The 13,858-nt window shown below is 68.2% G+C and carries 11 protein-coding genes; 6 read left to right on the forward strand and 5 right to left on the reverse strand.

All coding sequences use genetic code 11. The features are described 5' to 3' along the window. Window positions 1–143 precede the first annotated feature (143 nt). From E3O50_RS11840 to E3O50_RS11865, 6 genes are all read left to right on the forward strand, one after another. Window positions 144–1,754 carry an ABC transporter substrate-binding protein gene (locus E3O50_RS11840; RefSeq protein WP_134449526.1) on the forward strand — a complete coding sequence of 537 codons (1,611 nt, stop codon included), beginning with the start codon at window positions 144–146 and terminating at the stop codon, window positions 1,752–1,754. A 124-nt stretch (window positions 1,755–1,878) separates the two neighbouring features. Further along, a complete protein-coding gene (locus tag E3O50_RS11845; protein ID WP_134449527.1) occupies window positions 1,879–2,808 on the forward strand; it encodes an ABC transporter permease in 930 nt (309 codons plus the stop codon). Next, window positions 2,798–3,745 carry an ABC transporter permease gene (locus tag E3O50_RS11850; RefSeq protein ID WP_134559103.1) on the forward strand — a complete coding sequence of 316 codons (948 nt, stop codon included), beginning with the start codon at window positions 2,798–2,800 and terminating at the stop codon, window positions 3,743–3,745. The genes E3O50_RS11845 and E3O50_RS11850 overlap by 11 nt, the downstream gene beginning before the upstream one ends. Then, window positions 3,742–5,490 carry an ABC transporter ATP-binding protein gene (locus tag E3O50_RS11855; protein WP_134449529.1) on the forward strand — a complete coding sequence of 583 codons (1,749 nt, stop codon included), beginning with the start codon at window positions 3,742–3,744 and terminating at the stop codon, window positions 5,488–5,490. The genes E3O50_RS11850 and E3O50_RS11855 overlap by 4 nt, the downstream gene beginning before the upstream one ends. 234 nt (window positions 5,491–5,724) lie before the next feature. After that, window positions 5,725–7,635, forward strand: a complete 1,911-nt coding sequence (typA, locus tag E3O50_RS11860) for a translational GTPase TypA (protein ID WP_134449530.1) — start codon at window positions 5,725–5,727, stop codon at window positions 7,633–7,635. Between the two features lie 98 nt (window positions 7,636–7,733). Next, complete coding sequence (locus tag E3O50_RS11865) at window positions 7,734–8,180, forward strand: hypothetical protein (protein ID WP_134449531.1); 447 nt, start codon at window positions 7,734–7,736, stop codon at window positions 8,178–8,180. Window positions 8,181–8,217: 37 nt separating this feature from the next. Here the strand turns inward: E3O50_RS11865 and E3O50_RS11870 are convergent, their stop codons facing one another. The 5 genes from E3O50_RS11870 to efeO all read right to left on the reverse strand — a co-directional run bounded on the left by E3O50_RS11870 (window position 8,218) and on the right by efeO (window position 13,843). Continuing rightward, window positions 8,218–9,243: an NADPH:quinone reductase gene (locus tag E3O50_RS11870; RefSeq protein ID WP_134449532.1), complete on the reverse strand. Its 1,026-nt coding sequence runs from the start codon at window positions 9,241–9,243 to the stop codon at window positions 8,218–8,220. A gap of 64 nt (window positions 9,244–9,307) precedes the next feature. Continuing rightward, window positions 9,308–10,084 carry an alpha/beta hydrolase gene (locus tag E3O50_RS11875; protein ID WP_134559105.1) on the reverse strand — a complete coding sequence of 259 codons (777 nt, stop codon included), beginning with the start codon at window positions 10,082–10,084 and terminating at the stop codon, window positions 9,308–9,310. Window positions 10,085–10,142: 58 nt separating this feature from the next. Then, window positions 10,143–11,009: an iron uptake transporter permease EfeU gene (efeU, locus tag E3O50_RS11880; RefSeq protein WP_134559141.1), complete on the reverse strand. Its 867-nt coding sequence runs from the start codon at window positions 11,007–11,009 to the stop codon at window positions 10,143–10,145. A 222-nt stretch (window positions 11,010–11,231) separates the two neighbouring features. Further along, on the reverse strand, window positions 11,232–12,653 hold the full coding sequence (gene efeB, locus E3O50_RS11885) for an iron uptake transporter deferrochelatase/peroxidase subunit (protein ID WP_241975345.1): 1,422 nt from the start codon (window positions 12,651–12,653) through the stop codon (window positions 11,232–11,234). Then, the gene (gene efeO, locus E3O50_RS11890; protein ID WP_134559107.1) at window positions 12,650–13,843 is read right to left on the reverse strand and encodes an iron uptake system protein EfeO; all 1,194 of its coding nucleotides are present in this window, start codon (window positions 13,841–13,843) and stop codon (window positions 12,650–12,652) included. The genes efeB and efeO overlap by 4 nt, the downstream gene beginning before the upstream one ends. Between the last annotated feature and the right edge of the window lie 15 nt (window positions 13,844–13,858).

The following is a 13,858-nucleotide window of genomic DNA, read 5'->3' on the forward strand; positions in this document are numbered from 1 at the left end:
CATGTTTGCGCAGAATGTTTCGTCGAGGTAACGATTCGACTCATGATTGTGCTTTTGGCTCAACGAATACTTAGGGTCAGAAGTATCTGAGGCGTCTTCGCGGTCCCGAATCGCGCGGCGTTTCCCTGCGCACTGGAGGAAAATTGAAAATCAGGAGACTGGGCATTCCCATCGCTCTGGCCACAGCGGGAGCGCTCATGCTCTCCGGTTGTGCCAGCGGCTCGACGACGCCGGCGAAGACGGGTGACGCGAAAGCCATCATCTCGACCAACGGCAGCGAACCGCAGAACCCGTTGATCACGACGAACACCACCGAAACCGGTGGCGGCAAGATTATGACCTCGATCTATGCCGGACTGGTGTCCTACGACGCCAAGGGCGAGGGCAAGAACGAGGTCGCCAAGTCGATCTCGGCCGACGACGCACAGCACTGGACCATCACGCTCAACACCGGGTGGAAGTTCACCAACGGTGAGGCCGTCACGTCCAAGTCGTTCGTCGACGCCTGGAACTATGGTGCCAAGTTCAGTAACACGCAGAGCGCTTCCTACTTCTTCGACGACATCGAGGGCTTCAGCTACGACGCCGACACCGAGCTCACCGGGCTCAAGGTCGTCGACGACACGACCTTCACCGTCACGCTCGCCTCGCCGGAGGCCGACTGGCCGCTGCGCCTCGGCTACACGGCCTTCATGCCGCTGCCGTCCGTCGCATACGCCGACATGGCGGCATTCGGTGAGAACCCGATCGGCGACGGCCCGTACATGCTGGCCAAGACCGGCGCGTGGGAGCACAACGTCAAGATCGACCTCATTACGAACCCGGAGTACAAGGGCCTGCGCACCCCCGCAAACGGCGGCCTGAGCATCGTCTTCTACTCCTCGACGGATGCCGCATACGCCGACGTGCAGGGCGGAAACCTCGACGTCCTCGACGCCGTCCCCGACTCCGCGTTCGCGACATACCAGACTGACTTCCCGGAGCGATTCGTGAACCAGCCGGCCGCGATCTTCCAGGCGTTCAACATGCCGTACTACCTCGAGCACTGGAGTGGCGAAGAGGGCAAGCTGCGTCGCGCGGCCATCTCGATGGCCATCGACCGCAAGGAAATCACGGACGTCATCTTCCAGGGCACCCGCACCCCCGCGACCGACTTCACCTCGCCGGTCATCGCGGGTTACTCCGACTCCCTCGACGGGTCCGACGTGCTGAAGTTCAACAAGGAAGAAGCCGTCAAGGACTGGGCTGCCGCTGACAAGATCTCCCCGTACACCGGCACCTTCGACATCGCGTACAACGCGGACGGCGGACACGCCGCCTGGGTCGACGCCGTGGCCAACAGCATCAAGAACACCCTCGGCATCGACGCAGTCGGCAAGCCGTACGCGACCTTCAAGGCCGCTCTCGCCGACCGCAAGGCGCACAAGCTGACCGGTGCCACCCGCGCCGGATGGCAGGGCGACTACCCCTCGATGTACAACTTCCTCGCGCCGCTGTACCAGACCGGTGCCGGCTCGAACTACGAGCAGTACAGCAGCACCGAGTTCGACACCCTCCTCAAGGAGGGTTCGGCAGCGAAGTCCGTCGACGACGCGACCGCGAAGTACGTGGCGGCCCAGGAAGTCCTGCTCAAGGACCTTCCGACCATCCCGCTCTGGTACTCCAACGTGACCGCCGTCTGGTCCGACAAGGTTGAGAACGTCGTCTTCGGCTGGGATTCCGTGCCGCTGTACAACGAAATCACCAAAGGCTAACTCCACAAAATAAGACCCAGTTTCATGCGTAGCGATGCCCGGGGCACTCAGTCCCGGGCATCGCTCGCTAGACTCGACCAGTGATTGTGATCCTTATGTCCGTTCGTTCCAGCGCGGGAACCTGATGCTCTGGTACACCGGCAAACGCCTGCTCCAGATGATCCCGGTATTCTTCGGCGCCACCTTCCTCATCTACTTCATGGTGTTCTCCCTCCCCGGAGACCCCATCGCTGCACTCTTCGGTGACCGGCAACCGGCACCCGGCGTGATCGAACAGCTCCGCATCCAGTACCACCTGGACCAGCCGTTCATCGTGCAGTACCTCATCTACATCGGCGGGTTCTTCCACGGAGACCTCGGCACCACGTACTCCGGTCGTGCCGTTTCCGACGTGATGGCCGCCGCCTTCCCGATCACCGCCCGGCTCGCGCTCCTCGCGCTGTTCTTCGAGTCCGTCGCCGGTATCCTCGTCGGCCTCGTCGCGGGACTCCGCAAGGGCAAGCTCTTCGACGCGAGCGCCCTCGTGGTCAGCCTGCTGTTGATCAGCGTGCCGACGTTCGTGATCGGCTTCATCCTGCAGTACGTGTTCGCGGTCAAGCTCGGCTGGGCCCGTACGACGGTCAGCAGCGAGGCGCCGCTCTCCGAGCTGGTCCTGCCGGCCATCGTGCTCGCATCCGTCTCGTTCGCGTACATCGTGCGGCTCACCCGGGCCAGCGTCTCCGAGAACCTCGGTGCTGACTTCGTGCGCACCGCGACGGCGAAGGGGCTGTCGCGACGCCGCGTCGTCACCGTGCACGTGCTGCGGAACTCGCTTGTCCCGGTCGTCACCTTCCTCGGCGTCGACCTCGGCTCCCTGATGGTCGGCGCGATCGTGACAGAGGGCATCTTCAACATCAACGGTGTCGGCGGCACCGTCTACAAGGCGATCAAACTCGGCGAGGGACCGACCGTGGTGTCGTTCATCGCCGTCATGGTCGTGATCTTCGTGCTGGCGAACCTGCTCGTCGACCTGCTGTACGCAGCCCTGGACCCGAGGATTCGTTATGCCAAGTAACCGGAACACGCAGCCGCACTTCGTCGCGGCTCTCGACGACACCCCCGTCGCGGCGGTCGACCGCCTGGACGAGACCGAGAAGGCCCGCAGCACCTGGGCGGATGCCTGGGAGTCGCTGCGCGGCAAGCCCAGCTTCTGGATCTCCTCCGTCCTCATCCTGCTGATCGTGATCGTGGCGCTCTTCCCCGGCATCTTCACGCAGGTGCCGCCGGACCAGAACTGCCTGCTCGCCAACAGCAACAAGGGCCCGGAAGAGGGGCACCTGCTCGGCTTCACCCGCCAGGGCTGTGACGTGTACTCGCGGATGATCCACGGCACCCAGGCCTCCGTCACCGTGGGCTTGCTCGCAACCGTCATCGTCACGCTCTTCGGCGTGGTCGTGGGAGCCCTCGCGGGCTACTACGGCGGCGTCTTCGACGCGATCGTCTCCCGGATCGGCGACATCTTCTTCGCCGTCCCGACCGTCCTCGGTGCCATCGTCCTGATGTCGGTCCTCCCGGACCGCACCCCGGTCACGATCGCCCTGGTGCTGTCGATCTTCGCGTGGCCCCAGATCGCGCGGATCATGCGCGGTTCCGTGCTCTCGGCCCGGAATTCCGACTACGTCACGGCGTCCATCGCCCTCGGCGTCTCGAAGTTCCGGATCCTCGTCCGTCACGTCGTTCCCAACGCGATCGCCCCCGTGATCGTGATCGCGACGGTCTCCCTCGGCACGTTCATCGTCGCCGAGGCGACGCTGTCCTTCCTCGGCATCGGCCTGCCCCCGCAGATCATGTCCTGGGGCAATGACATCAACTCGGCCCAGACCTCGATCCGGACAAACCCGCAGGTGCTGATCTACCCGGCCATCGCCCTGTCCATGACCGTGCTCGCCTTCCTGATGCTCGGCGACGCCGTGCGCGACGCACTCGACCCCGAATCGAGGGCACGCCGATGAGCCAGACCGTGATCGAACCAGTGACCACCGCCGTACGCGACGAGAATTCCCCGCTCCTCGAGATCCGCGACCTCGAGGTCGGCTTCCAGACCCAGCACGGAGTCGTTCCCGCCGTTCGCGGCGTCAACCTCACCCTGTACCCGGGCCAGACCCTCGCGATCGTGGGCGAGTCCGGTTCGGGCAAGACCACGACGGCGCAGGCGATCATCAACCTGCTCGCGAACACCGGCAAGGTGACCGCCGGCCAGATCCTGTTCGAGGGCCGCGACCTCACCACCCTCAAGGCCAAGGAGATGCAGGACGTCCGCGGGCGCCTGATCGGGTACGTCCCCCAGGACCCGATGTCGAACCTCAACCCCGTCTGGAACATCGGCTTCCAGGTCGAGGAGGCGATCCGTGCCAACGGCGTCGCCCAGGGCAAGGCCGCGAAGCTCCGCACGATCGAGGTCCTCAAGGAGGCCGGGCTCAGCGACGCAGAGGACCGGCTCAAGCAGTACCCGCACCAGTTCTCCGGCGGAATGAGGCAGCGCGTGCTGATCGGGATCGGCCTCTCGGCCCGTCCGAAGCTGCTGATCGCCGACGAGCCGACGTCCGCGCTCGACGTGACCGTCCAGCGCCAGATTCTCGACCACCTCGCCACCCTCACGCGTGACTACGGCACGTCCGTGCTGTTCATCACCCACGACCTCGGCCTCGCCGCCGAGCGTGCGGAACAGCTCGTGGTGATGTACAAGGGCAAGGTCGTCGAATCCGGGCCCTCGCAGGAGATCCTGGCCAACCCGCAGCATCCCTACACGCAGCGTCTCGTTGCGGCGGCTCCGAGCCTCGCATCGCGTCGGATCCAGTCGGCCAAGCATCCCGTCGTCGCCGCTCCCGCCACGTCCGTGGCAGGGGCGAACGACGATGTCCTGATCAAGCGCGCCAGGGAGCGGGAAGACGCCGCCCCGACCAAGGACCTCATCTCGGTCGAGGGCATCTCCAAGATGTACCGGATCCGCACCAAGGGCCTGAAGTACAACGACCTGCTCGCGGTCAACGATGTGTCCTTCGGCATTCAGAAGGGCACCACGACCGCTCTCGTCGGCGAGTCCGGCTCCGGCAAGTCCACCGTCGCCAAGCTCATCCTGCAGCTCGAGACCATCACGAGCGGCCGGATCGAGTTCGACGGCCAGGACGTCGCCGGCCTCAAGGGCGCGGACCTGCTCAAGTTCCGGCGCCGGGTGCAACCGGTCTTCCAGGACCCCTACGGCTCGCTCGACCCGCAGTACAACGTCGGCAACACGATCGCAGAGCCGTTGCTCGCGCACAAGGTCGGCACGGCGAAGGAACGACAGGAACGGGTGCGCGAGCTCCTCGACCAGGTCTCCCTGCCCTGGGCCTCCCGGCACCGTTACCCGAGCGAACTCTCGGGCGGCCAGCGGCAGCGCATCGCGATCGCAAGGGCGCTCGCGCTCAAGCCGGACGTGCTCGTGCTCGACGAGGCGGTCTCCGCCCTCGACGTACTCGTGCAGGGCCAGGTGCTCAACCTCCTGACCGAGCTGCAGACGGAACTCGACCTGACCTACCTGTTCATCACCCACGACCTCGCCGTGGTCCGCCTCGTCGCGGACAACGTCTGCGTCATGCAGCAGGGCCGGATCGTCGAGGCCGCAACGACGGACGAGGTCTTCGACAATCCCCGCCAGACCTACACGCAGGAGCTGCTCGCCGCGATCCCTGGCGGCAACTTCGAGTTCGGGCGCTAGACCGGACCGACCGGCTTCAGCGCCGGGAAACGGGGCGGGGACTGCGGTCCCCGCCCCGTTCGTCGTCCAAGCGGATGCCCGGAACACCCCGGAGACGCGGCCGCAACGGGGCTCCCAGCCTCCCGGCAGGGAGAGTGCGGTAGGATTATCCGTTGGGTCGGACCTTGACCACATACATCCATTCTTCGCCGCATCCGTTTGTCCGCGGCATCATTCTTCGTAAGGATTCACTTCATGGCGATTGCCACGCGCAATAACCTCCGAAATGTCGCAATCGTCGCCCACGTCGACCACGGCAAGACCACGCTGGTTGACGCGATGCTCCAGCAGACCAACTCGTTCTCGGACCACTCGCACGTGGACGAGCGCGCGATGGACTCGAACGAGCTCGAGCGCGAAAAGGGCATCACCATCCTCGCCAAGAACACGGCGATCTCGTACAAGGGCATCCACGCCACCGACGGCCCCATCACGATCAACGTGATCGACACCCCCGGCCACGCCGACTTCGGTGGCGAGGTCGAGCGCGGCCTGTCCATGGTCGATGGTGTCGTTCTCCTCGTCGACGCGAGCGAGGGCCCGCTGCCGCAGACCCGCTTCGTGCTGCGCAAGGCGCTCGAGGCCCACCTGCCCGTGATCCTTCTGGTCAACAAGACCGACCGCCCGGACGCGCGCATCGAAGAGGTCGTCGCGGAGAGCCAGGACCTGCTCATCGGCCTCGCGAGCGACATGGCCGACACGCACCCCGACCTCGACCTCGACGCCATTCTCGACGTCCCCGTCGTCTACGCGTCCGGCCGTAACGGTGCCGCGAGCCGCAACCAGCCCGAGAACGGCCAGCTGCCCGACAACGCCGACCTCGAGCCGCTCTTCGAAGCGATCCTCGAGCACATCCCGGCCCCCGTCTACGACGACGAGCACCCGCTGCAGGCCCACGTCACCAACCTCGACGCCTCGCCGTTCCTCGGCCGCCTCGCGCTGCTCCGCGTCTTCCACGGCACGATCCGCAAGGGCCAGACCGTCGCCTGGATCAAGCACGACGGTTCGGTGCACAACGTGCGCGTCACCGAGCTCCTGATCACCAAGGCTCTCGACCGCTACCCGACCGAGAGCGCGGGCCCCGGCGACATCGTCGCCGTCGCCGGCTTCGAGGACATCACCATCGGTGAGACCCTCGCGGACCCCGACGACCCCCGCGCGCTGCCGACCATCACGGTCGACGAGCCCGCCATCTCGATGACGATCGGCACCAACACCTCGCCCATCATGGGCAAGGTCAAGGGCCACAAGCTCACCGCCCGCATGGTCAAGGACCGTCTCGACCGCGAACTCGTCGGTAACGTCTCCCTGAAGGTCGTCGACATCGGACGCCCGGACGCCTGGGAGGTCCAGGGCCGTGGCGAACTCGCCCTCGCCATCCTCGTCGAGCAGATGCGCCGCGAAGGCTTCGAGCTCACCGTCGGCAAGCCGCAGGTCGTCGTGCACCGCGTCGACGGCAAGATCCACGAGCCGTACGAACACCTCACCATCGACTCGCCCGAAGAGTACCTCGGCGCGATCACCCAGCTCCTCGCCGCGCGCAAGGGCCGCATGGAGAACATGGCGAACCACGGCACCGGCTGGGTCCGGATGGAATTCATCGTTCCGTCCCGCGGCCTGATCGGCTTCCGCACCCAGTTCCTCACCGACACCCGCGGTACCGGTATCGCCAACGCGATCTTCCACGGCTACGAGGCCTGGGCCGGCCCGATCATCACCCGCAACAACGGCTCGATCGTCGCCGACCGCAACGGCGTCGTGACGCCGTTCGCGATCATCGCCCTGCAGGAGCGGATGTCCTTCTTCGTCAACCCGACCGAAGAGGTCTACGAAGGCATGGTCATCGGCGAGAACTCGCGCGCCGACGACATGGACGTCAACATCACCAAGGAGAAGAAACTGACCAACATGCGTCAGTCCACCTCCGACACCTTCGAGTCGATGACGCCGTCGCGTCAGCTGACGCTCGAGGAGTGCCTCGAATTCGCCCGTGAAGACGAGTGTGTCGAGGTGACCCCCGCGATCGTGCGTATCCGCAAGGTCGAGCTCGCGGCATCCGCTCGCGCACGCAACGTCTCGCGCATCAAGAAGCAGGACGCGAACTAGTCCCAGCTTGTCGGCGGCGCCGGCGGTTACGCTCTGGTAGACCAGAGCGGCACCGCCGGCGCCGTTTGTTTTGCCCCACGACTGAGGAAGAGAAGAAGATGACGACACCCCTCCTGCACGCCCGCGTCCTGGCGACGATCGCGCTTGCCCTGGTCGGCGGCACGCTGCTGACCGGATGCAGCGCCGACGCCGCGCAGAAGGCCGTGAACGGGGCCGTGCAGGGTGCGACAAACGGAGACGTGAGCCTGGGCGGCGCGCTCCCGGCCGGCTGGCCGTCCGAGGTGCCCATCGTCGACGGCGAAATCCTGTTCGCGTCGGCCCAGAAGGGTGACAAGCCCGGCTGGACCGTGACCGTCAAGGCAACCGCCGCCGATCCCGTAGCCGAGGCCACCCGGACCCTGACGGCCGCCGGTTTCGTGGCCGGGAGCGACGTCTCGGCGACGGTGGGCTCCGCAGGTCTCGTCTCGATGAAGAACGACCACTACGCGGTGCTCGTCGCTGGAAACACGGACGGCCTGCTCTATACGGTCACGCCGGTCTCCTGACCGCCGGGCCCCGAACGGCGCCTGCCCGCCGAATTCCTCAGGGGGCGACGTCGATGAGGACCTTGCCGACCAGGCCGGCCTCGACGGCGGCGTGCGCGCCCGCGGTGCTCTCGAGGGGGAAGCGGTGCAGGGGCAGGCCGGCTTCGGCACCGACGTGGAGGGCGCCGTCACCGATGGCCGAACCGATGTCGGCGGCTGCGGCGTCGAGGAGGTCCTGGCCGAGCGTGTAGAGCAACTGGAACTGGTAGCGCACGTTGAGGGTCATCTGGGAACGGATGTCGAGCGCGAGCGGCTTTCCCGTCGTCGCGTACACCGCGATCGAGCCGCGGGTGCGGATCACGGCCGTGTTGAGGACCGCATTCTGCGCGGGAGCGACTTCGACGACAAGGTCGACGCCTTCGGGCGCCAGCGCCCGGATGGCGCGGGCGGCATCCGCCTCGCGGTAGTTCACGACGTGGTGCGCGCCGGCGGCGGATGCGAGTGCGCCCTTCTCCGCGCTGCTCACCGTCGTGATGACGGTCGCCCCTGCCCAGCGGGCCAGCTCGATGGCCGCGTGGCCGACCGCGCCTGCGCCACCGGCGACGAGCACAGTCCGTCCGGTGAGTGCACCGGGGGAGAGGCGCCGGGGTCCGTCTTCGGCGACGGTGAGCGCGCGGTGCGCTGTCATGGCCGGAACGCCGAGGGTCGCGCCGAGGTCGAAGCTCGCCGAGTCCGGCAGCGGGTACACCCGTTCGGCCGGGAGCACGGTGAAGTCCTGGGCGGTGCCGCCGGAGGCGAGTCCGTACGCGGCGATGGCCGTCCAGACCCGGTCGCCGACGTCCAGGCGCTCGACGCCCGCGCCGACGGCGTCGACGATGCCGGCGCCGTCCTGGTTCGGCACGACCTCGGGGAACAAGAGCGCTTCGCCGGGCCGGCTGCCCGCGCGCGACTTCCAGTCGGTGGGGTTCACGCCCGAGACGAGGATGCGCACCCGTACCTCGCCGGGTCCGGGTTGCGGAAGATCGCGTTCGACGAGACGGAGGACGTCGGGGGTGCCGGTTTCGCTGTAGACGATTGCTCTCATGCAGGTTCCAACGCCCCGGCGGCGGAAAAGGTTCCCGCGGCGGCACGGAATCGGCGGAACGAGGTCAGCGGCCCAGGAAGAAGTCGGCGAGCAGCGGGGCCAGCACGGCCTGGTCGACGTCGTGACCCTGGCCGGGCACGGTCAGCACCGTACCGTCGGCGACGCAGGACGCCACGGCCACGGCTGCACGGGCTGCCCAGGCCGGGCTCCTGCCACCGGCGAGTGCCAGCGTGGGTGCCGTGATCGCGGCCAGGCGTTCACGAGGGGGCAGGCCGTCGCCCGTCAGGGCGAGTTCGTGCGGCAGGGTGGGGGCGAGGTGGACGAGTCCAGGCCAGAACGGTGCGGACGTGATGGAGCGCACGGCCGCGTCGTCCATTCCGGTGATGCGGAGGAAGAGCGCCGCTGCGGCAGCGGGGTCTCCGGCGTCGAGGGCGGCCTGGAGGCCGAGGTCGTCCGCCGGGGCCGGGTGCTCCGGATCGGCGGTGTATGGCGGCTCGTAGACTGCGAGCCGGGTGATGTGCACGCCGGCGGCGGCGGCCTCGATCGCCAGGATCGCTCCGGAGGAATGGCCGTACACGCCGGCTGCGCCTCCGGCCACGGCGACGAGGGCGGCCAGGTCCTCGATTTCGCGTTCGACCGCGTACGGCCCGGATTCCGGGCTCTCGCCCTTGCCGCGCCGGTCGAAGGTGTACGCCGTGACGTGCTCGGCGAGCAGGGTCACGAGCGGATACGGGGAGGACCGGGTGTTGAAGGCACCGCCGACGACGATGACCGGGTCCCCGGAACCGAGGCAATCGTACGCGATCCGAGTGCCATCGGCCGACCGGACGAATTCGGGCATCTGTGGTCTCCTTTGGCGACGGTGCGGCGGTGCGGCGGGTTCAGCGCGTTCAGCGGGCTCAGCGGGCGGTGGCGGCCATCTTCACGGCATCGACGCGGGGGGCGACGACCGGACGCCCGGCCCGGTTGCGGGCGCTCGACACGAGGAAGATCGTGAGCACCGTTCCGGCGTATGCGAGCCAGACCAGCAGCGAGAGCCAGGTGGTCTCCGGCGAGAAGTTCAGGGTGCCCTTCAGCAGCGTGCCGTACCAGCTCTCCGGCGGGATGGCGGCGCTCACGTCGAAGGCGAGGTTGTGCTCGCCGGGGAGGATCCCGGACTCCTGCAGGTCGTGCACACCGTAGGAGAGTACCCCGGCCGCGACGACGATCAGGATCGCCCCGCTCCAGGTGAAGAACCGCGCGAGGTTGATCTTGAGCATGCCGAAGTAGATGAGCGCTCCGAGGCCGACCGCACTGAGGATGCCGAGCGCGGCCCCGATGAGCGGCAGCGTGGTCTCGCCGGTGGACTGCACGGCGGCCCAGATGAACAGGGCCGTTTCGATGCCCTCCCGCCCGACGGCGAGGAAGGCGATCAGGACGAGGCCGACGCCGGTGCCGACGAGGGAGCGGTCGATCGTGCCGCGGAGGTGGCCGCTCAGGTCGCGGGCCGTGCGCAGCATCCAGAACACCATCCAGGTGACCAGGCCGGTCGCGGCGATGGAGAGCGTGCCGGCGATGGCCGGTTCGGCCGATTCCGGAAGGCTCGCGGTGCCGAAGGTGAGCACGGCGCCGATCGTGAGGGCGAGGAGCACGGCGAGGCCGACGCCCGTCCAGAGACGGCCGAGCAGGTCGCGGCGGGCGATCTTCACGAGGTAGGCGACGAGAATGGTGACGATGAGGGCACCTTCGAGCCCCTCTCGGAGTCCGATCAGGTAGTTGGCGAGCACGGCACTCCGGTTCTGGTCTGGATACTGATGCAGCATCACGATAGCACGGGGATGGTTAGCCTACCCTTACCGATCGCTCCACGATCCTGAGAATCCGCGAGGGTTGCTCCGAGACCCCCGGACGGTCCGCGAGAACGCACTTGTGGCCCTTCTCACCGCGTTTTCAGGGCCACAAGTGCGCTCTCGCGGCAGGAAGCGCGGGCGGATGCGCCGCGGCGGCGGTCAGGCGAAGAGGGCGGCGCCGAGGTAGCTGCCGCGGGCGGCGCCGGGCGGGACGGCGAAAAGGGCTGAACCGACGTGCCGGACGTACTCGTTCATGGCGTCGTGCCGCGCGAGGGCGAGCTGCACGGTCGTGAACTGCGAGGGGCGGCGCTGGTAGCTGATGAAGAACAGCCCGGCCTCGAGCCGGCCGAGGTCGTCGTTGCCGTCCACGAAGTTGTAACCGCGCCGCAGCATCTGCACCCCCTTGTTCTGGGCGGGGTGGGCGAGGCGCACGTGTGAGGCCGGGTCGATCAGCGGGGCGCCGTCCTTGCCGGTGCCGGCGAAGTCGGGCTCGGTGAATTCGGTGCCGCCGGAGAGCGGGGCGCCTTCGCCCTTGGTGCGGCCGAACACGGTTTCCTGTTCGCGCAGTGCGGTGCGGTCCCAGGTCTCGATCGTCATCCGGATCCGCCGGGCGACGAGGTAGGAGCCCCCGGTGAGCCACGCGGGGCCGTCGCCCGCGCCGACCCAGACCTGGTCGTCGACGACGGCCGGCTGTTCGGCCTTGATGTTGGCGGTGCCGTCCTTGAACCCGAAGAGGTTGCGCGGGGTGGCCTGGCTCGTGCTCGTCGACGAGGTGCGACCGAAGCCGAGCTGCGACCAGCGGATCGCCGCGCGACCGAAGGCGATCCTGGACAGGTTGCGGATCGCGTGCACCGCGACCTGCGGGTCGTCGGCGCAGGCCTGGACGCAGAGGTCGCCGCCGCTGCGCGCGGCATCGAGCTGGTCTCCTGGAAAGTGCGGCAGGTCGACGAGGGCGTCCGGGCGAGCGGATGCGAGGCCGAACCTGTCCTCGCCTGCGCTCGTCGCAAAGAGCGTCGGGCCGAAGCCGACCGTGATCGTCAGGCCGGCCGGAGGCAGCCCGAACGCCTCGCCGGTGTCCTCTGGCGGGGCATCGTACGGCCCGTCGACGGCCCCGTACCGGCCGATGTCGTGACCGGCGGTCAGGGCTGCGGCCGCGGTCGTCCAGTCCTGCAGCAGGGAGACCAGGTCGGCGCGGCTGGCTCCTGGGGTCAGATCGAACGCCGCGAAGTGCAGCCGGTCCTGGGCGGGCGTCACGATGCCGGCCTGGTGATCCTGGTAGAACGGGTAGACGGTGCTGCCCGCTGCCGGGGCGCCCGCCGCTGCGAGGGCCTGGACCCCGCGGTCAGCGGCGATACCGATGCCGAGGCCCGCGACGCCTGCCCCGGCGAGGCCGAGGAGGCCGCGCCGGGAGATGCCGCGCGGGGCTTTCGCTGGCGCCCCGACGGCGGGCGCCGTCCCCGACGCGCTCGCGCCGGCATCCGCCTGGTCGTCCCCTTCCTCCCGCGAGAGCGGAGTTTCGGCCCCTTCGGCGCGCGGGAAGGGGCCATTTTTCCGCTCTCGCGAATCGCCGCCCTTCATCATAGGACGAGAGCCGCGGTGAGCCGGCCGAGGGGTTCGGCGAGGGCGTTGACCTGGTCGGCGAGGCCCTTGACGGTGCCGGTGGACAGGTCGGTGTACAGGACGAAGCCGTCGCCGACTCGCTGGGCGTCGAGGAGGCTCTGCAGGGCGGTGAAGCGGGTGTCGAGGGTTGCAGCGAGGGCGGCATCCTTCTGCACGAGGACCTCCCGCACCCCGGCGTAGAGCACCCGGGCGCCGTCGACGTTGGCCTGGAAGTCCCAGAGGTCGGTGTGTGACCAGACCTCCTCCTCGCCGGTGACCTTGCCGCTCGCGACCTCGTCGAGGAGACCGATCGCGCCGTTGGTCTGCTGGGAAAGAGTGAACGTGAGCGGCTGCACCTTCTCGTTCAGGGTCGCCGTGTCCGTGACGAGCAGTCCGGCAAGGCGAGCGCGCTCGGCGGCCGGGTATGCGGCGAAGCCAGCTTCGGCCTCGGTCGGCCAGAGGTCCTTCTCGATGGCGTGCCAGCCGGTCCAGTCCTGGCCCTCTTCGAGGTCGGCCTCGCGGAGGTCGAGCTTCGGATCCAGGTCGCCGAAGGATTCCGCGACGGTCTCGACCCGCTCCCAGTGCGCGCGGGTGGCCGCGTAGAGTCCGCGGGCGGTGTCGTCGTCGCTGGCGGTGTATGCGGCGGCGAACGCGGCGGTCCCGGTGACGAGCTGGCCGATCTGGTCTTTCACGTAGGACGCATAGTTGGCGTTCGCGGTGTCGATGCGCGCGCTGAGTTCGGCGTCGCCGGGGGCGTTCGTCGCGGCATCCGCAGCGCTCGCCGGAGTCACGGTGAACGGGGCCTGGCCGATGCCCGCACCGGTCATGCCGGGCTTGCACGCCGTGAAGTAGCTGCCGGCGCTCAGGTCGACGACGAGGGTACGGCTGAGGCCGGGGCCGATGTTCTCCGCCTCACCCACGATGCGGAGCTGGTCGTCGCCGAGGAGGTAGAACTCGGTGACCTGGTCTCCGGAGTTCGAGACGGTGAAGGTGACGTTGCCGGCCGGGGCCTCCGCTCCGGACACGGTGCACGCCGTCGCGCTGCTGTCGACGGTCAGGGCGGCGTGCGCGGCGCCGGGCGCCGAGGCGTTCGGGACGCAGCCGGTGAGGGCGAGCAGGGAGACGAGGCCGAGGGTGACGCTCCCGGCGAGGGGGAGGATTCGGGGCTGCATGGAGTCCTTAGGGGT

This window comes from Cryobacterium sp. MDB1-18-1 (assembly GCF_004402735.1).
In the GTDB taxonomy this organism is placed as follows: Bacteria; Actinomycetota; Actinomycetes; order Actinomycetales; family Microbacteriaceae; genus Cryobacterium; species Cryobacterium glucosi.